Origin of the sequence: Anaerococcus ihuae, assembly GCF_928368155.1 — a bacterium.
In the GTDB taxonomy this organism is placed as follows: Bacteria; Bacillota; Clostridia; order Tissierellales; family Peptoniphilaceae; genus Anaerococcus; species Anaerococcus ihuae.
This window is the reverse complement of the sequence record NZ_CAKMRU010000001.1, coordinates 692,685-711,524: the sequence shown is the minus strand read 5'-3', so window position 1 is coordinate 711,524 and position 18,840 is coordinate 692,685. Positions and strand designations below refer to the sequence as shown.

Below are 18,840 nucleotides of genomic sequence, written 5' to 3'. Positions count from 1 at the left end.
TAGATGGATCTTTTGGATCTTAAAGGTATAGGAAAAAAGAAAAAAGAATATTTGTCTAAATTATCTATTTATAAGGTTGAAGATTTATATAATTATTATCCTAGGGAGTATGAGGATAGGTCAAAAAAATTTGACTTATCCCATGGTCTTGATGGAAATAAACACTATTATGAATGGAAAATCGAATCAAAACCTTATATAAATTATAGTAAAAAGTTTTCTATTTCTTATCTTTATGCTAGTGAAAATGATAAAAGGATAAAAATAGTATTTTTTAACGACAAATTTTCACCAAGATCCTTAAAAATTGGAAAAACATATAAATTTTATACAAAAATCATAAAAAATGGTTATGAATTTGAGTGTCATAATCCAGAATTTTCTAACCTTGAAGATAATAGAATTGGAAATATAGTTCCAATTTATCCATTGACAAAGTCAATAAATAATAAAAATTTATCAGATTTTATTGGGCAGGCATTGGATAATTTTAATCAAGAAGAAGTTTTATTAGATAAAAAGGTTCTTGATCAATTTGAATTTTCTGATAAACTTACAAATCTTAGAGAAATTCATTTTCCAACTAGTATAGAAAAATTAAAAAAAGCTAAGAGTCAGATAAAAATTATTGATTTTTTGAAGGAATTGATTTTTATCTATTTAATGCAAAAAGAAAACTCCTACCAAGATTTAAAATTGGATTTCGATTTAGAATGCATTTTAAATAGACTTGATTTTAAATTAACTGCGAGCCAGTATAAGGCATTGTGTGAAATTTTAAATGATTCAACAAGTAAGTCAATTATGAACAGGCTTTTGTGTGGAGATGTTGGAAGTGGAAAAACCATAGTTGCCTTGATAGCTATGATTATTTTTTCTATAAATTCCTACCAAACTTGTATGATGGTGCCTACAGAAGTTTTGGCTATTCAACAATATGAAAAAAATAAAAAACTTATTGAAAGTTTTGGTTTGAAGGTTTGTCTATTAACTTCATCTGTTAAAAATAAGGATGAAATTAAAGAAAAAATAAAAAATGGTCAAATTGATATAGTTATTGGAACTCATGCTCTTATTGTTGAAGATGTTGAATTTAAAAATTTAAAACTTATAGTTGCTGATGAGCAGCACAGATTTGGAGTTAGACAACGACAGGCCTTGTATGAAAAGGGGAATGATGCAAATTATCTAACAATGACAGCTACTCCAATTCCAAGGACTCTTTTTTTAAAGATGAAAAAGCTCTTAGACTTATCTCAAATTACAGAGCTACCTAAGGGAAGAGGAGAAATTATAACAGAGCTTGTGCTTTTATCTATGGAATCTAGCTTATTTTTTAAAATCAGTGATTTTATCGATAGGAGAAGACAAGTTTATGTAGTTAGTGATTCTATTGATAGTGATGACGAAAATAGTCTAGAAAACCTATACAAACGTTATAAGAAAAATTTCAAAAATGCTCGTATTGAAAAACTTCACGGAAAACTAAAAGCAGATCAAAAAGAGAGGATTTTAAAAGATTTTTCAGATGGTAAAATTGATATATTAATTTCTACAACTGTAATAGAAGTTGGAATAGATGTATCCAATGCAAACAGTATGATAATTTACAATGCTAATAATTTTGGTTTGTCTTCTCTTCACCAACTTAGGGGAAGAATTGGTAGGGGAGAACACAAATCTTATTGTTATTTGATAAGTAAAAAAATTGATGAAAGATCTAAGTTAAATATTATTAAGAATTCAAATGATGGCTTTGAAATCGCAAAAAAAGATTTAAAATTAAGGGGAGCAGGTAAAATTTTATCTACAATCCAACATGGGAAAAATCTTGATGATTTAAATTATCTAAATTTAAAAGAAGATGAAATTGATCTTTGTTTTAAAATTTTTACTTATTTAAAAAATAATAATTTTGATGGGGTAAATTTTACTTACTTGGAAAAATATTTTAATATAGATAAGAGGATAGTGTTAAATTAATGAGAGTAGTAGCTGGAAAATATAAGGGATTCAATTTAAAATCACCAAAATCAAATAATTCTAGACCAACGGATAATAAGGTCAAGGAAGCTGTAATGGCTATGCTTTATCCTTTTAAAGAAGACTATACAGTACTTGATTTGTTTTCATGTACTGGACAAATGGGAATTGAATTTTTATCTCATGGGGCAAAGGAAGTTGTTTTTGGTGAATTAAATAATTCTAATTATAGGATACTAAAAGAAAATATTGAAAAGACAAAAAGTGAAAATGCTAAATGCATAAGAGGGGATTTTAGAAAAGTTTTAGAAATTTTAAAAGATGACAATAAAACTTTTGACTACATATATTTGGATCCTCCTTACAAAGAAGATTATTTGAAAATTAGTCTAGAAACTATATTAGCCTACCATTTGTTGAATAAAAATGGTATAATAATAAGCGAATCAGATAGGGATATTGATTTTTCTTATATGACTAATTTGAAATTAATTAAAGAGAAAAAATATGGAAGGAAAATCATAAAAATTTATTGCTATGAAAGTGATATATCCAGGTAGCTTTGATCCTATTACAATCGGACATTTAGATATAATTAAAAGATTAAATGATATGTTTGATGAGGTAGTCATTGCTATATTGATAAATGAAGCCAAGCACTCTCTTTTCTCAATTAAAGAGAGAAAACAATTAATAGAAAAAGATATTGAAGAATGTAAATTAGAAAATGTAAAAGTAAAAACATTTGAAGGTTTATTGGTCGATTTTGCGAAAAAAGAAAATTCAAAAATAATAGTTAGGGGAATTAGGGCTATTGCAGATTATGAGTATGAGATGAATATTGCTCAATTCAATACTAATCTTTACCCAGGTCTTGAAACTATATTTTTACTTTCTGACCCAAAATTCTCGTTTATAAGTTCAAGCGGAGTAAGAGAGCTAGCTAGTTTTGGTGGAGATGTATCTAAATTTGTATCAAAAAATGTAAAAAAAGCTATATATGAAAAAAATAATCTAGGAGGAAAAAATAATGGCAAATATTAATGAACTTATTGATGAAATTGAAGATATAATGGACAATGCTAGTTCAGTACCATTTTCAAGAAAAGTTTCTGTAGATCCAGACGAAATTTTTGAAATAGTTAGGGATATGAGAGATTCTCTACCAACAGAAATTAAAAATGCTCAATGGATTAATGATGAAAAAGAAAGAATTCTTCAAGAAGCTGATAATGAAGCAAGATCTAAAGTTGAAAATGCAAATAATGAAATTAAAAATTTCAAAGAACAAGCTAAAAGTCAATATCAAAGAATGATTTCTGAACATCAGATAACTGCTCAAGCTAGACAAGAAGCTCAAAGAATTCTTGAAGAAGCTAACCAAGAAGCAAATAAAATTAAACAACAATCTTACCAATACATTGACCAATTATTTACAAAATCAAGTGAAAACTTCAACCAATTGGCTCAATCATTGGAAAAAAATAAACAACATATATTAAATCAAAAATAAAAAAAAATCCTCTAGCATGAGGATTTTTTTATTGATATTTTTTGCTTGTAATCGTAATTAAAATCTCTTCCTAGAACTAGTGAATATAGGTTTGAGGCTTTGATTATTTGATTGTAAATTATTTTATTGTGCTTATCTAATTTTTCCGTATCTTTTTTTTGAATAACAATTTCAAGGTCAGTTTCTCTAAATAAATTTAAGGCTTTTTCGTTAAAGGCAAGAATTTTTATGAAATTAATATCAATTTTGTTTAAAAAAGTTTTGTTATCTAGTAAATAATTAATCATAAGTCTTTTTATTCTTGAACTTGTAAATCTTTGACTTGTGGAGTTTTTAATAAAATCTTCATAAGATTTATTTTCTTTAGCTTTTTTTATAAGATAATTATCCATACCTTCTTCGAAGCACAAAATATCTATCATATTTTTTTCTTCAATAAGAATTTTATATCTAAAATAATTATACAAATAATTATTTTTTGGAAAAAATGAATAAGTATTTTTAAATTCATTTATAAAGTTGTAGGAAATTTCAGGAAGGTAGTCTTTTATTTTCTTATCACTTATATTATTTCTAATTGAGCTTGATGATGCAAAAAAATCAGACTTTAAATTTTCATCCTTGTTCATAGATTTTAGCCTTTTTATAGGAATAGGCTTTATATTTGAATTTAAATTTTTAATCCCCCTAATATATTCTAGGGCAAGAATATTGTTAGCTGAAAAAAATTTTTCATTTTTAACATATTTAATTGATGAAAGATAGGAGGCTTTGGCATAGGACATTCCTTGGTCTAGATAATTTTTTATATTTTTATTTATCTTATCTTTATTATCAAATAATTTTTCACAAGTTTTAAAAAATTCTTCCTCATTTATATTTTCAATTCCAAATGCAAGATAATCAACTTGTAATTTGCTTAAAATTTCTATATTTTTTTTGGCAAATAAATTTGCAGATTGTAAAGAAATAAATGAAGGCATTTCTATAACGAGATCTGCTGAAATCATGGCAGCATTTGCCCTTTTATATTTATCTATTAGGCTAATTTCGCCTCTTTGAACAAAATCTCCACTCATTATAGAAATCAATATATCTGCACTTGTAATTTCTCTTGCTTTTTTTTGTATGTAATTGTGGCCGTTATGAAACGGATTGTATTCTGATATTATTGCTAATTTTTTCATAATAACTCCTTTATTTATTATATCAAATAGAAAAAAATAAAGTGAAAAAATATTTCTATTTATTACATAATTTTACATTTAAATTTAAAAAAGCTAATAATAGTGGTATAATATTAGAAAAAGACCGATTAGGAGGATTTATGATATCAGCAAATGATTTAAGAAAAGGGATAACTTTTGAATATGATGGGGACGTTTATCAAGTAATTGATTTCCAACACGTAAAACCAGGTAAGGGTGCAGCTTTTGTTAGGGCAAAAATAAAATCTGTAATGCAAGGTGGAAATAAGGATGTAACTTTTAACCCAAATGAAAAGTTTGAACAAGCAATAATTTCTACAAAGGAAATGCAATACTTATACAATGATGGTCAATTGTATTATTTTATGGATCCAGAAACTTTTGAGCAAATTCCAGTAGATAAGGATGCTATTTCTGAAGCAATTCCTTACATTAAAGAAAATGATACAGCAACAATGAGATTTTATAAGAATAAACCTTTTTCTATTGAAGCACCAAATTTTGTAGAACTTGAAGTTATTAAAACAGAACCTGCAATCAAAGGTGATACAGCAACAAATGTAACAAAACCTGCAGAAGTTGAAACAGGAGCTGTTATAAATGTACCAGTTTTTGTAAATGAGGGAGATGTTATAAAAATTGATACAAGAAAAGGGGAATATTTATCCAGAGTATAAAGGAGAAAGAATGACTAGAAGTTTTAAATTTGGAAGTGTTAAAATTGCAAATGAGACCATTGAAGCTATAGCAAATAAGGCATCTCTTGAAATAAATGGTGTAATTGAAACAAATACAAAATCCAATAAAGAAGCTAAAAATACAAAAATATCTGTAATGGATGGTTTTGTAATTATTGACTTAAATCTTGTGCTTAATGCAGATGTGAATGTAAGAAAAACTATTAAAAACGTTCAAGAAAATGTAAAAAGACAAGTTGAAACTATGACTGGCTTAAAAGTAAAAAGAGTCAATGTCGAAGTTGATAGTTTAAAATTACAATGAATAGAAAAAAACAAAGAGATTGGACCTTTAAATTAATTTTTGAAGACCAAATTAAAAATATTGAAGATATCGACCAAGCCCTTATTAATCATGAAATAGATTTAAATAAAGATTCATTTTTATATGAATCTTTAAAATCCTATGTAGAAAATTTTGAAAAACTAGAAAAAATAATTACGGGTCAAATAGGAGCAAGTGGACTAAAAAGACTTTCAAAAGTTGATAGGGCAATTTTATTTTTGAGTGTAAATGAATTTGAGAATTTAGAAATTCCAGTAAGTGTATCTATCAATGAAGCTGTAAATATAGCAAAAGAATATTCTACAAGCGATGGTTATAAGTTTATAAATAGTGTATTAGGAAAAATTGCAGAAAAGAGAAAATAATTGAAATCTTTAAGTGTAAAACAGCTTAATCAATATATAAAAACTTCCTTTAAACACGATCCTTTATTTCAAAATATAAGTATAAAAGGTGAAATAGCCAATTATAAAATTTCTCACAATCACGTATATTTTTCATTAAAAGAAGATAATGAAATTATTGATTGTGTAATTTATTATTATGAAGATAAAAATTTGGATCAATACAATAATGGAGATGAAGTTGTTGTTGATGGAAATCTTATATACAACAACTTTTTTTCTAAAATTTCTATATCAGTAAAAAATATAGAGAAAAAGGGTCTGTCAGAAGAATATATAAAATTTTTAAAAATCAAGGAAGACTTTTATAAAAAAGGTTATTTTGACGAAAGTATAAAGAAAACCATATGCGATTATCCTAAAAATATTGGCCTTATAACATCAGACAAATCAGCCGCCATAGTTGATTTTCTTTCAGTTATAAACAAAGAAATATCTGACATAAATATATTTTTGTATCCAGTTAAGGTTCAAGGATTAAGTGCAAAAAATGAAATAATTAATGCAATAGATATTCTTGATAAAAAAAATCTGGATGCAATTGTCCTAACCCGTGGTGGTGGGAGCAAGGAAGATTTGAAAGTTTTTAATGAAAAAGATCTTGTAGAAAAAATTTACCAAGCAAAAAGTCCAATAATTTCTGCCATAGGCCATAAAATCGACTTGTCTTTGACAGACTTAGTAAGTGATTTATCCTTACAAACACCTACAGAAGCGGGCTCTTTTTTGGTTAGAAATTACAAAAAAATTAAAGATCAAATAAATAAAATTTTTATAGATATAAAAAAGACTGTCGATAGAAATATTGAAATTAAAGAATTAAAGCTTAAAAATATGAAAGTAAAACTCAACTCTTATAGTCTTGATAATTTATTAGACTCTAAGACTAAAAACTTAGATGATATTTTTGAAAAAATCAAAAATAATTTAGAAAAAAATATAGAAGAAAAAGAAAATAATCTTTCAATGTTGGGTTTAAAACTTGATTCTTTAAAATCTATTTTGGATATTAGAAAAAAAAGTATTTTTGTTAAAGATAGAGATGGAAAATTTATTTATTCAAAGTATTCTTTAAAAAATAAGGATAAGGTAAAAATAATATTTGCAGATGGAGAAGTGAAAGCTGAGATTTATGATGGATAATACTTTTGAAGAAAATTACAAAAAAATGGAGTCTTTGCTTAAAGATTTAGAAAATAATAAGGATAATATTGATAAAAGCCTTGAAATTTATAAAGAGGCAAAAGAAATTTACGATAAACTAAATAATCAAATCAATGATTATAAGGCGAAGGTTGAAATAATTAATAATGACGAAAATGAATAAAGAAATATTTGATAAAATTTTAATAAATGATAAAAATCTTATCGACAAGGCAATGGCAAAAAAATTTAAGGATGATAATCCTCTAAGTGAAGCCTTAGTTTATGCAAGTGATTCAGGAAAAAGAATTAGACCCCTTGTATTTTTAGAAACTGTAAAAATGCTTTTGGGAAAAGAGGCAATTGATGAAAAAATAATCGATTTAGCACTTTGTCTTGAAATGATTCATGCATATTCCTTGGTTCATGATGATATGCCTTGCATGGATAATGATGATTACAGGAGAGGAAAGCTTACAGTTCACAAAAAATTTGGAGAAAATTTAGCAGTTTTGGTTGGGGATAGTCTCTTAACCTTTGCTTTTGAAAATATTCTAGACTTGAGTGTATATGACCAACGTTTTCTTTTGCCTGGAAAATATTTGGCAAAGGCTTCTGGCAAAGAAGGGATGATAAAGGGCCAAGTTTTTGATATAAAAGCTGATAAAAATGTAGATTTATCCTATGTTTTAGATGTTTATAAAAACAAGACTGCAAGACTTTTTATGGCAGCTTTGGTAATGGCAGGTCTTTATGCAGGAGTTAGTGATGAAAAAATCAAAAAACTTGAAGACTATGCATATTATTTGGGACTTTCCTTCCAATTGCAAGATGATATTTTGGACAAATATGATGAAATTGAATTAAATATTTTATCCTGTATTTCGATGGATGAAGCAAAAAAATTACTGTTAGACTTTAATAAAAAAGCAAAAGAAAATATTAAAGACTTTAAGGACAATGATTTTCATATTTATTTAATTGATTATTTAACAGAGAGGATTAAATGAAAAAGTATACTAGACAAAGACTTATTTTAGATATAATTCAAAATAATGAAGTAAAAACACAAAGTCAACTTTCAAACTTATTAAAGAATCAAGGAGTAGATGCAACCCAAGCTACCATATCTAGAGATATAAAAGAACTTAGAATTTCAAAAGTTCAAACTGATGATTATGATTACAAATATACTGTAATTGATACAGTTTATGATTCCTTAAACGAAAGAATGGAAAAGATATTCAAAGAATCTGTTCTTTCTGTAGAGAGATCCTATCAATTAGTTGTAATCAAAACTATTTCTTATACGGCAACTGTTTGTGGTCTATTTATTACAAATGCAAAACTTGAAAATATTGGTGGAATTGTAACAGGCCTTGATACAATATTTATAACACCAAAAAATATTGACGAAATTGACGATTTAATTGAAACTTTAAGAAGTATGGTGAAGTAAGTGTTAGCTGAGTTATTTATAAATAACCTAGTAATTATTAAAAGAGATCATTTGTTTTTTGATAGTGGATTTAATGTTTTGTCTGGGGAAACTGGATCTGGAAAAAGTTTGATACTTGAGGCTATAAATATAGTTTTGGGTAAAAGGGCGAACAAGGATATAATTGGAAAATTTGATGATAAGACAATTATTGAAGCAGTTTTTGATCTAGATAATGAAACCATAAAAAAATTAGAAAACAAAGATATAACTTTTGATGATAATAAGCTAATAATTACAAGAACTATAAACCAACAATCATCATCCATTAGAATTAATGGAAGAGTTACAAATCTTTCCTTGGTTAAGGAAATTTCAGTTTTACTTATAGATATTTATAAACAAGGCGATTCAAATATATTTATGGATAAAGATAACTACATAGATATAATTGATGCCTATAAAAAAACTGACAATGATATTAATTTAAAAAATGAAATTAGTAGATTATATAAAGAAAAAAATGATTTACTAAAAAAATTTGAAAATTTTAATTTGACTGACGAAGAAGTTTTAAGGGAAAAAGAGCTAATAAATTATCAAATTGATGATATAGAACAAATTGATTTGTTAAATTTAAATGAAGAAGAAATAGACCAAGAATATAAGAAATTAAATTCAATAACTGAGCTTAGGGAAAGTATAGAAAAAAGTGAAGAATTAATTTCTTCATTTGACTATGACCAAGTAAGTATAAGTTCCCTTCTAGCGAGTCTTTCTTCAAATCTTTCAGAATTTTCTGGAATTGATAAAAGTATAGAAGAAGTAAATGATAAAATTTATACCCTAATTGATTTGGCAAATGAAATTTATTCTGAGCTTGATTCTTATAAGGAAAATCTTGATCAAAATCCTGAAAGACTTTATGAACTTGAGATGATAAATCAAAAACTTTTTGATTTAAAAAGAAAATATGGTAATAATATAGAAGATATTTTAAAATATTACGATAAAATTTCTTTAAGGCTTAAAGAATTAGAAAAAATCTCTGATTTTAAAAAAAATATCGACAAAGATATTAAGGAAATTGATAAAAAATTAGAAGAGAAGTCTAAAGAACTTTCAAAAATAAGAAAAGATAAGTCGAAAAATCTAGAAAAAGAAATTAAAAGCGAAATTCAATCACTAAATATTGTAAATGGAGATTTTAAGGTCTTATTTAAAAAGAAAAATATAGATTCAAATGGAATTGATGATATAGATTTTCTAATCAAAACTAACAAGGGTGAAGACTTAAAATCCTTATCAAAAACTGCATCTGGAGGAGAAGTTTCTCGTATAGTTTTATCCTTTAAAAAAATATTTGCAGATTATGATAAAATTGATACTATGATATTTGATGAAATTGATCAAGGAATAAGTGGAAGAACTGCACAAATTGTTGGAGAAAAAATTCTTGACCTATCAAAAGAAAGGCAAATTCTTGCCATAAGCCATCTTCCACAAATTGCATCCCTTTCAACAAATCATATCCTAATAGAAAAATATGATGAAAAAGATTTGACCATATCTAAATCTACAAATATTAAGGGAGATGATAGGACAAAAGAGATAGCAAGATTATTGGCAGGAGTTGATATAACCAATAAAACCCTAGAATCTGCCAAAGAAATGATTGATATGGCTAATAATTTAAGAAAAGGAAAATAATATGGATAATTATGAAAAAACGATAAAAGTAGATAATATCTATGAAGGCAAAATTCTTTCACTAAGAGTTGAAACTGTAGAAATGCCTGATAAAAAATATTCAAAAAGAGAAATAGTTGACCATATGAAGGGAGTAGGAATTATTGCTTTTGATGGTGAGGATTCTATTTATTTGGTTCGCCAATATAGAAAAGCTATAGATGAATTTACTCTAGAAATTCCAGCAGGTCTTGTTGAAGCAAATGAAAAACCAATTGACACTGCAAAAAGAGAATTGCAAGAAGAAATTGGCTATAAACCTTTGGATATAGAATATTTATTTGATATGCATGCATCTCCAGGTTTTACAAATGACAAATTATCTTTCTTTTTAGCAAAAAATTTAGAAGAATCTAAACTAGAAGAAGATGAAGATGAATTTTTGGAAAGAAAATCATTTAAAATAGACGATATTTATAACATGGTTATAAATGGTGAAATTACAGATGCAAAAACAATTATTGCTGTAATGTATGCAAAAAGATTAATTGATGAAAAATAATAGTTTAAATATTGATTTAGAAGTTTACACAGGACCTTTTGATGTTTTGTTAAAACTTATTGAAAAACAAAAAGTAGATATTTATGACATAAAAATAGAAGATATAACAAGCCCTTATATGGAGGCTATCAATGAAATGGATATTCCTCTTGATCAATTAAGTGAGTTTATTTATATATCTTCTATTTTGTTATACATAAAATCCAGCAAATTAATGCCAAAGGAAAAGGATGATACGATAGAGGAAGATTTTATTTCCTATCTTATAGAATACAAAAAAATAAAAAGTGTAGAAGATGATTTGAAAATTTTAGAAAATGAAGCAAAATCATATTTTACAAAATATCAAGAAGACTTATCACAATATAAAAGTGAAGATGAAATAATAGCCAAAGATGTAAATATTTTAAAAAATGAGTTTACAAAACTAATCAAAGCCTATAAAAACGAAAAAATAGAAAAACCAGACCTAATTAAGTCTATAAAAAGACTTGATGTAAATGATTATATTAAAAAAATAAGAAACACTTTAAAATTTACAAAATCAATAAGGTTAAATAAAATAACTGATGAGATAAAATCAAAAGTAGCTTGTATTGGAACCTTTTTGGCACTACTAGAGCTTGTAAGATTAAAAGAAATTTACCTAGAAGAAGAAAATACAAACGAGTTTTTAATAATAAAAAGGGAAAAAGATGGATAGTACTTATTTAAAAGGAATTATTGAAGAAATTTTATATATTTGGGGTGAGCCAATTGATATTAATGACCTTTCAAAAATCATTTATGACGCTGAAAAATCTGAAATAAGAAGGGCAATTTATGAAATGATGGAAGAAAGAAATGAAAATTTATCTGGTCTTATTATTAAAAAATATGAAAATAAATATCAATTTTCAACTAGGTCAGAACATGAAAAATATATTTCAAATATAGTAAAAAAATCTGAAAAAAACTTATCTAATTCTTCACTCGAAACCCTATCAATTATCGCCTACAAACAGCCAATAACTAGGGCTGAAATAGATAAAATAAGAGGAGTTAAATCCCAATCAACCATTGATTCTCTTTTGGATAAAAAATTAATAAGAGAAAATGGTAGGCTTGATAAGATAGGAAAGCCAATAATTTATGTAACAACTGATTTATTTTTGAAATATTTTAATATAACAAGTCTTGATCAATTGCCAAAAATTGATGAAGAAATAGTGGGTGAATTAGATGAGGATTAATAAATTTATAGCAAAAACAGGCCTTGCTTCAAGAAGAAAAAGTGAAGAATATATAAAAAATGGTCTTGTTTTTGTAAATGGGAAAAAACTCGAAGACTTATCTTACCAGGTAAAAGATGGCGATGAAGTTAAAATAAATGGCGAAATTTTAAAAATACAAGAAAATTTTTATTATAAATTAAATAAACCTCTTGGCTATATTTCATCAAATTACGATCCCCACAATAAAAAAGACTTAAATGAGTTAATAAAAATTGATGGGAGATTTTTTTGTGCTGGAAGACTTGATAAAGATAGTCATGGCCTTATGCTTATTACAAACGATGGAAATATTACCAACAAAATAATTCATCCAAGTAAGGAAATTAATAAAACATATATTGTAAAAGTTGATAAAAAATTATCAGATAATGAAGAACAAAAATTTAAAAAATCAATTAAATTATCCGAAAAAGAGATAACAAGTAAGGCAAAAATTTCTTTGATTGATAAAAATCAAATTCTATATAAGGTAATAATTCATCAAGGATATAATAGACAAGTTAGAAGAATGTTTTCTTATTTTGGTGTAAAAGTTTTGGATTTAAAAAGAATTAAAATTGGAGAAATTGAACTTGGCAATTTAAAAGACGGATCATATAAAAAGCTTAGTAAAAGTGAATTAAAATATTTAGAAAGTTTATAAAATTATGGATATAGGAATAATAGGAGCAGGAGCTAGCGGGATTTTCACTGCTATAAATGCTAAAGATGAAAAAAATAAAATAATCCTTATAGAAAAAAATGAAAAAATAGGGAAAAAGTTATTCATAACTGGAAAAGGCAGGTGTAATATTACAAATGCCAAATTTTTTGATGAATTTTTGGATAATATAATAGTAAATAAGAAATTTATGTACTCATCATTTACAAATTTTGATAATTACGCTCTTATGGATTTTTTTGAAAATCAAGGTTTAAAGCTTACAGTTCAAAGAGGAGACAGGGTATTTCCAAAAAGTGAAAAGTCCAGTGATGTAATAAAATTATTTGAAAAATTATTAGTTGACAAAAAAATAGATTTGAAATTAAATGAAAATGTTCAAAAGGTTAAAAAAGAGTCAAATAAATTTATTGTAAAAACAAATAAGAATGTTTATGAATTTGATAAAGTGGTAATTGCAACAGGAGGACTTTCTTATCCTTTGACAGGTTCAAACGGTGATGGTTACAAATTTGCAAAAGATCTTTCTCACAATATTATAAGTCAAAAACCAGGACTTTGTCCTATAAAAATATCCGGTAATGATTTGGACTCCTTAAATGGAATTTCTTTAAAAAATGTAAGTTTAAATGTAGAATGTGAAAAGAAAAATTATAGGGAATTTGGTGAGATGCTCATTGGGAAAAAATTTATCACAGGACCAATTGTATTAACTATGTCATCATTAATCAACAGAGAAAAGGTGAAAAACATTTATATTGACCTAAAAGCAGGACTTGATTTTGAAAAGCTTGATAATAGATTAATTAGAGATTTTGAAAATAATTCTAACAAGGATATTGGAAATATTTTAAAAAAATTACTATTAAATGCCTTTGTTGATGTAGTTTTAAAAAGAGCAGAAATAGACTATCACACAAAAGCAAATCAAATTACAAAAGAAGAAAGGTATAGGCTTATTGATGAAATTAAACACTTTAATTTGAATTTTGCAGGACTTTCTCCAATTAAAAATGCTGTTATAACTTCAGGAGGAGTTGACTGCAAAGAGCTTAATCCAAAAAGTATGGAATCAAAAAAAGTCTCAGGCCTTTATTTTGTAGGAGAAGTAACTGATGTAGATTGCCTTACTGGTGGATATAATTTACAAATAGCATTTTCACAAGCTTTTGCTTGTGCAAAAGATTTAAGGAGGGTTTATGAGTAAATTTATTATAGCTTTGGATGGTCCAAGTGGATCAGGAAAAAGTACAATAGCAAATATTTTGTCAAAAAAATTAAACATTTCATACCTAAATACTGGCTCAATGTACAGGGCCTTGACCCTATATTTTTTGGAAAATGGGATAAAAAATGAAGACCAAATTGACCTTAATTTTCTTAAAAATATAAAAATAGATATAAATGAAGATAGGGTATTTTTAAATGAAAAAGATGTAAGCGAAGAAATTAGAAATAAAATTGTAACTGAAAATGTATCTTGGGTTTCATCAATCCCACTTGTGCGTAAATATTTGGTAGATTTGCAAAGAAAAATCTCAGAAAATAAATCTATAATTCTCGATGGACGTGATATAGGAACCGTAGTTTTTCCAAATGCAAAATATAAATTTTTCCTAGTAGCATCAAGTGAAGTTAGGGCGAAAAGACGATATGAGCAAAATGAAATAGATAAATCTTTAGAAGAAATTCAAAAAGATATAGAAAAAAGAGACTATATTGACTCACACAGAGAAATTTCCCCATTAAAAAAAGCAAAGGATGCAATAGAAATTGATTCATCAAATCTTACAATAGATGAAACTATAGATGAAATTTTAAGAAAAATGGATAGAGAAGATGTTTTATAGGTTTATCTATTCAATACTTAGAATAATTGCAACTCCTTTGTTTAGAATTAAGGTTCATGGTGTTGAAAAAATTCCTGAAAATGAAAAATATATAGTATGTGCAAATCATAAGTCTTTGCTTGATCCAGTTTTTATAGCTCTAGCCTTAGATAGGCAAGTTCACTTTATTGCAAAAAAAGAATTGTTTGAAGTGCCTATTTTAAAAAATATCTTAAAATTTTTAAAAGCCATACCTGCTCAAAGAAATGGAAAAGATTTGTCAGTTTTAAGAGATTCAATAAAATTAATAAAATCAGGAAAAATTTTGGGAATATTTCCAGAAGGTACACGAGTAAAAGAAATAAAGAGAGAAAATATAAAAGATGGAGCAGGATATATTGCACTTAAATCAAAAACTGATATATTAACAATAGAAATCATATCTTCTTATAAGCCATTTTTTAAAACAGACTTGTATATAAAAAATATAGTAAAAATTGAAGATTTTAAAAATTTAAAATCAAAAGATGCGATGGAAAAAATAATGGATGAAACTTATGAGAAAATGTATGAAAATCACAAATTTTTAAGAAAGGTTTGAGATGAAAGTAATAGTAGCAAAAAATTCTGGCTTTTGTAATGGAGTTAGAAGAAGTGTAGATCTTGCAAATAAAGCAAGCGAAAAAAATATAACAACATACACACTTGGACCCTTGGTACACAATCCTACTCAAGTAAAAATGCTTGAGGAAAAGGGCGTAGGTGTAATTGATGAAAAAGAAGCTTTAAATTTAGAAAATTCACAAATTGTTATAAGAAGCCATGGGGTAAGTGAAAAATTAAAAAAAGATCTTAGAGAAAATTCTAATGAAGTATTTGATGCAACTTGCCCAGTTTTATTAAACATTTATAAAAAAATAAAAGAAAAAGAAAATGAAGGTTATACCATAATAATTATTGGGGATAAAGAACATCCTGAAATAAAAGCTATGGCATCTTACGTAAATAATGGTATAATAATTAAGAATGAGACTGAAGCAAAAAATATTACAAATATGTCAAAACTTTATGTTGTTAGTCAAACAACAAACAGAATTGATTTTTTTGAGAATATTGCTCATGAGTTAGAGAAGACGAATGATGATGTAGTAATAGAAAATACAATCTGCAATGCTACAAGATTAAGGCAAGAAGCATGTAAGAGCCTTTCTAAAGAAGTTGATTGTATGATTGTTGTTGGTGGTTTTAATAGTTCAAATACAAACAAGCTTTATCAAATAGCACAAAAGTATTGTAAAAATGTTAAAAGAATAGAAACTGTTAAAGATCTACCTTTGCAAAAGCTCTCAAATTTTAATATAATAGGGGTAATCGCTGGTGCGTCCACACCAGATCAGGTTATCGAGGAGGTAGTTAATAGGATGGATGATTTAACAAATGAAGAATTAATGAATAGCATTGAAGACAGTATGAAAAAAATATACCCAAGAGATGTTATTAACGGAACAATTATTGATGTGAAGGATGATGAAGTTTTTGTAGATATTCAATATCGTGCTGATGGTATTGTAAAACTTGACGAAATGACTGAAGAACAAAGTGAAAATCCAAAAGATCATTTTGAAATTGGTCAAGAAATTGAAGTTTATGTTATAAAACTTGATGATGGTGAAGGAAACGTAGCTTTATCTACAAGAAGAGTAGAAGGAATGAAAAACTGGAAAACTCTAAGAGAAGCTTTTGAAAATGATCAAACTGTTGAAGGTGATATTACAGGATCTAACAAAGGTGGTTTAACTGCAAAAGTTATGGGAATAAACGGATTTGTTCCAGCAAGTCAAATTGCACCATATTTTGTTAAAAACTTCAAAAAATTTGTTGGTGAACATTGGGATTTAAAAATCATTTCAATAGATGAGAGAAAAAATCGTCTAGTTTTATCAAGAAAAGATATTGTTGAAGAAAAACTTGATGAACAATGGGATGAATTAGAAGAAGGACAAGTTATAACAGGAAAAGTAGCAAGATTAACTGACTTTGGTGCTTTCGTTGAAATAGGAAGCCTTGATGGATTACTTCATGTTTCTGATATAGCTTGGACAAGAGTTGAACACCCAAGAGATGTACTAAACATTGGCGATGACATTGAAGTTAAAATTTTAAAACTTAATAAAGAAAAAAATAGAATTTCTCTAGGTAGAAAACAACTTCTTGAAAAACCATTTGCTGAATTTGCAAATGAACATGAAGTAGGAGATGTTATAACAGGTAAAGTTGTAAATTTACTTGACTTTGGTGCCTTTGTAGAAGTAAGCGAAGGTGTTGAAGGTTTAATTCACGTTTCTGAAATTTCATGGGATCACGTTGAAAAACCATCTGATGAATTAAATGTTGGAGATGAAGTAGAAGTAAAAATCTTAAGCATCGACCCAGAAGAAGAAAAAATTGGTCTTTCAATGAAAGCTTTAAAAGAAGCTCCAGAAAGAAGTGAAAGAAAACCAAGAAGAAATTTTGAAGAAAACAAAAACAGATCTAATGCTAAAGCTAAAAGAAAAGCTGAAAAGAAAGAATCAAATAATGAATTTGGTGATAACGACTTAAACAATAACATTGGATTTGCTATAGAAGAAGTATTATCAGGTATAGAAATAGAAGACGAAGATTCTACTGAAGAATAATAGCTGATAAATTACAATTACACAAAAAGAGATGGTTTAAATCATCTCTTTTTTAGCTTTAAGGAGATATATGCAATTAAAATATAATGAAAAATATAAGAATTATTTTAAAGGGAAAAAATATAATATAACAACCTTTGGTTGCCAGATGAATGAGCATGATTCTGAAAGAATATCCTATATCCTTGAAGACTTAGGATACACGCTTACTGAAGACAGAAATGAAGCAGATTTTATTTTATTTAATACTTGTCTTGTAAGAGAAAATGCAGAATTAAAACTTTATGGTCAAGTTTCTAGTTTGAAAAAATTAAAAGAAGAAAATCCAGAAAAAATTATAGCTGTTTCAGGTTGTATGATGCAAACAAGTGTTGCAAGAGAAGTTATAGAAAAAAAACATAGAGAAGTTGATATAATTTTTGGGACAAAAAATATAAATTCTCTACCAGATCTTTTATTTAAATATTTAGAAACTGGAGAGAGAGTAATAGATGTATCTGAAGATAATGTCAAAGATGATTATGTAAACTATAACAGCAAAAATAATTTTCAAGCATATGTAAATATTATGACAGGATGCGATAATTTCTGTTCATATTGTATAGTTCCACAATCAAGGGGAAGGGAAGAAAGTAGAAGGCCATCTCATATTATTGAAGAGATTGAAAATTTGGTTAAAAATGGATATAAAGAAGTAACTCTTTTGGGACAAAATGTAAATTCCTATGGAAATAAGTCTGATTTTAATGTAACTTTTCCTGAGCTTTTGGAAAGATGTGCAAAAATTGAAGGTCTTCAAAGATTAAGATTTACAACAAGCCATCCAAAGGATTTATCCGATGATTTAATAAGGGTAATGAAAGAAAATGACAATATATGTAATTATTTTCACCTACCTATGCAATCAGGTTCTGATAAAGTTCTTAAAGATATGAATAGAAAATACAACAAAGAACAATATTTAGAAAAAGCTAGAAAATTAAAAGAAGAAATTCCGGGTATTGCAATTTCTACTGATATTATTGTGGGCTATCCTACTGAAACTGAAGAAGATTTCCAAGATACATTAGATGTTTGTAGAAAAGTTGGCTTTGATACAGCCTTTACCTTTAAATATTCTCCAAGGCCAAAAACAAAAGCAGCAAAACTTGATCCAATAGATGATAAAATTGTTCAAGATAGGTTTGATAGATTACTGGATACCCTTTATCCAATTTTTAATGAAAAAAACAAAGAATATGTTGGTAAAGTTGTTGATGTTTTATTGGAATCAGAAAGTAAAAATAATAAAGATGTTTTGACTGGTAGAACAGACACTTATAAACTAGTTCATGTAAAAGCAGATAAGAAATTAATAGGACAAATAGTTAAGGTGAAAATCACTGATAACACTTCATTTACTATTTCAGGTCACTTAGATTAAGAATTTAAGAAA

General features: G+C 26.8%; 22 protein-coding genes. 21 read left to right on the top strand and 1 reads right to left on the bottom strand.

The features are described 5' to 3' along the window. Window positions 1-3: 3 nt before the first annotated feature. The 4 genes from L6653_RS03425 to L6653_RS03410 are packed head-to-tail and all read left to right on the top strand — an operon-like array spanning window position 4 to window position 3,496. Window positions 4-1,983 carry an ATP-dependent DNA helicase RecG gene (locus tag L6653_RS03425; RefSeq protein ID WP_236785528.1) on the top strand — a complete coding sequence of 660 codons (1,980 nt, stop codon included), beginning with the start codon at window positions 4-6 and terminating at the stop codon, window positions 1,981-1,983. Beyond that, entirely contained in the window at window positions 1,983-2,543 is a 561-nt protein-coding gene (gene rsmD / locus L6653_RS03420; RefSeq protein ID WP_236785527.1) for a 16S rRNA (guanine(966)-N(2))-methyltransferase RsmD, read from the top strand. The genes L6653_RS03425 and rsmD overlap by 1 nt, the downstream gene beginning before the upstream one ends. Beyond that, entirely contained in the window at window positions 2,521-3,027 is a 507-nt protein-coding gene (gene coaD, locus L6653_RS03415) for a pantetheine-phosphate adenylyltransferase (RefSeq protein ID WP_236785526.1), read from the top strand. Before rsmD ends, coaD begins: the two co-directional genes overlap by 23 nt. After that, window positions 3,014-3,496, top strand: a complete 483-nt coding sequence (locus tag L6653_RS03410; protein WP_049690913.1) for an ATPase — start codon at window positions 3,014-3,016, stop codon at window positions 3,494-3,496. Before coaD ends, L6653_RS03410 begins: the two co-directional genes overlap by 14 nt. Window positions 3,497-3,507: 11 nt before the next feature. Here the strand turns inward: L6653_RS03410 and L6653_RS03405 are convergent, their stop codons facing one another. Then, window positions 3,508-4,683, bottom strand: coding sequence for a nucleotidyltransferase family protein (locus L6653_RS03405; RefSeq protein ID WP_236785525.1), 1,176 nt, complete (start codon window positions 4,681-4,683; stop codon window positions 3,508-3,510). A 140-nt stretch (window positions 4,684-4,823) separates the two neighbouring features. Between L6653_RS03405 and efp the strand changes: the two genes are divergently transcribed. The 17 genes from efp (at window position 4,824) to miaB (ending at window position 18,828) form a co-directional block, all read left to right on the top strand. Continuing rightward, window positions 4,824-5,381 carry an elongation factor P gene (efp, locus tag L6653_RS03400; protein WP_236785524.1) on the top strand — a complete coding sequence of 186 codons (558 nt, stop codon included), beginning with the start codon at window positions 4,824-4,826 and terminating at the stop codon, window positions 5,379-5,381. 10 nt (window positions 5,382-5,391) lie between these two features. Continuing rightward, window positions 5,392-5,706, top strand: coding sequence for an Asp23/Gls24 family envelope stress response protein (locus L6653_RS03395; RefSeq protein WP_236785523.1), 315 nt, complete (start codon window positions 5,392-5,394; stop codon window positions 5,704-5,706). After that, the gene (nusB, locus tag L6653_RS03390) at window positions 5,703-6,092 is read left to right on the top strand and encodes a transcription antitermination factor NusB (RefSeq protein WP_236785522.1); all 390 of its coding nucleotides are present in this window, start codon (window positions 5,703-5,705) and stop codon (window positions 6,090-6,092) included. The genes L6653_RS03395 and nusB overlap by 4 nt, the downstream gene beginning before the upstream one ends. Continuing rightward, window positions 6,093-7,274: an exodeoxyribonuclease VII large subunit gene (gene xseA, locus L6653_RS03385; protein WP_236785521.1), complete on the top strand. Its 1,182-nt coding sequence runs from the start codon at window positions 6,093-6,095 to the stop codon at window positions 7,272-7,274. Beyond that, window positions 7,264-7,458 (top strand): exodeoxyribonuclease VII small subunit, encoded by a 195-nt coding sequence (gene xseB / locus L6653_RS03380; RefSeq protein WP_236785520.1) that lies wholly within the window; start codon window positions 7,264-7,266, stop codon window positions 7,456-7,458. The genes xseA and xseB overlap by 11 nt, the downstream gene beginning before the upstream one ends. Beyond that, on the top strand, window positions 7,451-8,284 hold the full coding sequence (locus L6653_RS03375; protein WP_236785519.1) for a polyprenyl synthetase family protein: 834 nt from the start codon (window positions 7,451-7,453) through the stop codon (window positions 8,282-8,284). Before xseB ends, L6653_RS03375 begins: the two co-directional genes overlap by 8 nt. Beyond that, on the top strand, window positions 8,281-8,733 hold the full coding sequence (locus L6653_RS03370; RefSeq protein ID WP_236785518.1) for an arginine repressor: 453 nt from the start codon (window positions 8,281-8,283) through the stop codon (window positions 8,731-8,733). Before L6653_RS03375 ends, L6653_RS03370 begins: the two co-directional genes overlap by 4 nt. Then, window positions 8,734-10,422, top strand: a complete 1,689-nt coding sequence (gene recN, locus L6653_RS03365; protein WP_236785517.1) for a DNA repair protein RecN — start codon at window positions 8,734-8,736, stop codon at window positions 10,420-10,422. 1 nt (window position 10,423) lies between these two features. Beyond that, the gene (locus L6653_RS03360; protein WP_058990310.1) at window positions 10,424-10,963 is read left to right on the top strand and encodes an NUDIX hydrolase; all 540 of its coding nucleotides are present in this window, start codon (window positions 10,424-10,426) and stop codon (window positions 10,961-10,963) included. Continuing rightward, window positions 10,953-11,666: a segregation and condensation protein A gene (locus L6653_RS03355; RefSeq protein WP_236785516.1), complete on the top strand. Its 714-nt coding sequence runs from the start codon at window positions 10,953-10,955 to the stop codon at window positions 11,664-11,666. Before L6653_RS03360 ends, L6653_RS03355 begins: the two co-directional genes overlap by 11 nt. Further along, entirely contained in the window at window positions 11,659-12,195 is a 537-nt protein-coding gene (scpB, locus tag L6653_RS03350) for an SMC-Scp complex subunit ScpB (protein WP_236785515.1), read from the top strand. The genes L6653_RS03355 and scpB overlap by 8 nt, the downstream gene beginning before the upstream one ends. Further along, window positions 12,185-12,880 carry a pseudouridine synthase gene (locus tag L6653_RS03345; protein ID WP_236785514.1) on the top strand — a complete coding sequence of 232 codons (696 nt, stop codon included), beginning with the start codon at window positions 12,185-12,187 and terminating at the stop codon, window positions 12,878-12,880. The genes scpB and L6653_RS03345 overlap by 11 nt, the downstream gene beginning before the upstream one ends. A 4-nt stretch (window positions 12,881-12,884) precedes the next feature. Then, the gene (locus L6653_RS03340; protein ID WP_236785513.1) at window positions 12,885-14,105 is read left to right on the top strand and encodes a BaiN/RdsA family NAD(P)/FAD-dependent oxidoreductase; all 1,221 of its coding nucleotides are present in this window, start codon (window positions 12,885-12,887) and stop codon (window positions 14,103-14,105) included. Continuing rightward, window positions 14,098-14,748 carry a (d)CMP kinase gene (gene cmk, locus L6653_RS03335; protein WP_236785512.1) on the top strand — a complete coding sequence of 217 codons (651 nt, stop codon included), beginning with the start codon at window positions 14,098-14,100 and terminating at the stop codon, window positions 14,746-14,748. The genes L6653_RS03340 and cmk overlap by 8 nt, the downstream gene beginning before the upstream one ends. Next, window positions 14,738-15,328, top strand: coding sequence for a lysophospholipid acyltransferase family protein (locus L6653_RS03330; protein ID WP_236785511.1), 591 nt, complete (start codon window positions 14,738-14,740; stop codon window positions 15,326-15,328). Before cmk ends, L6653_RS03330 begins: the two co-directional genes overlap by 11 nt. A gap of 1 nt (window position 15,329) precedes the next feature. Then, the gene (locus L6653_RS03325) at window positions 15,330-17,405 is read left to right on the top strand and encodes a bifunctional 4-hydroxy-3-methylbut-2-enyl diphosphate reductase/30S ribosomal protein S1 (RefSeq protein ID WP_236785510.1); all 2,076 of its coding nucleotides are present in this window, start codon (window positions 15,330-15,332) and stop codon (window positions 17,403-17,405) included. A 70-nt stretch (window positions 17,406-17,475) separates the two neighbouring features. Beyond that, entirely contained in the window at window positions 17,476-18,828 is a 1,353-nt protein-coding gene (gene miaB / locus L6653_RS03320) for a tRNA (N6-isopentenyl adenosine(37)-C2)-methylthiotransferase MiaB (protein ID WP_236785509.1), read from the top strand. The last annotated feature ends 12 nt before the right edge of the window (window positions 18,829-18,840 follow it).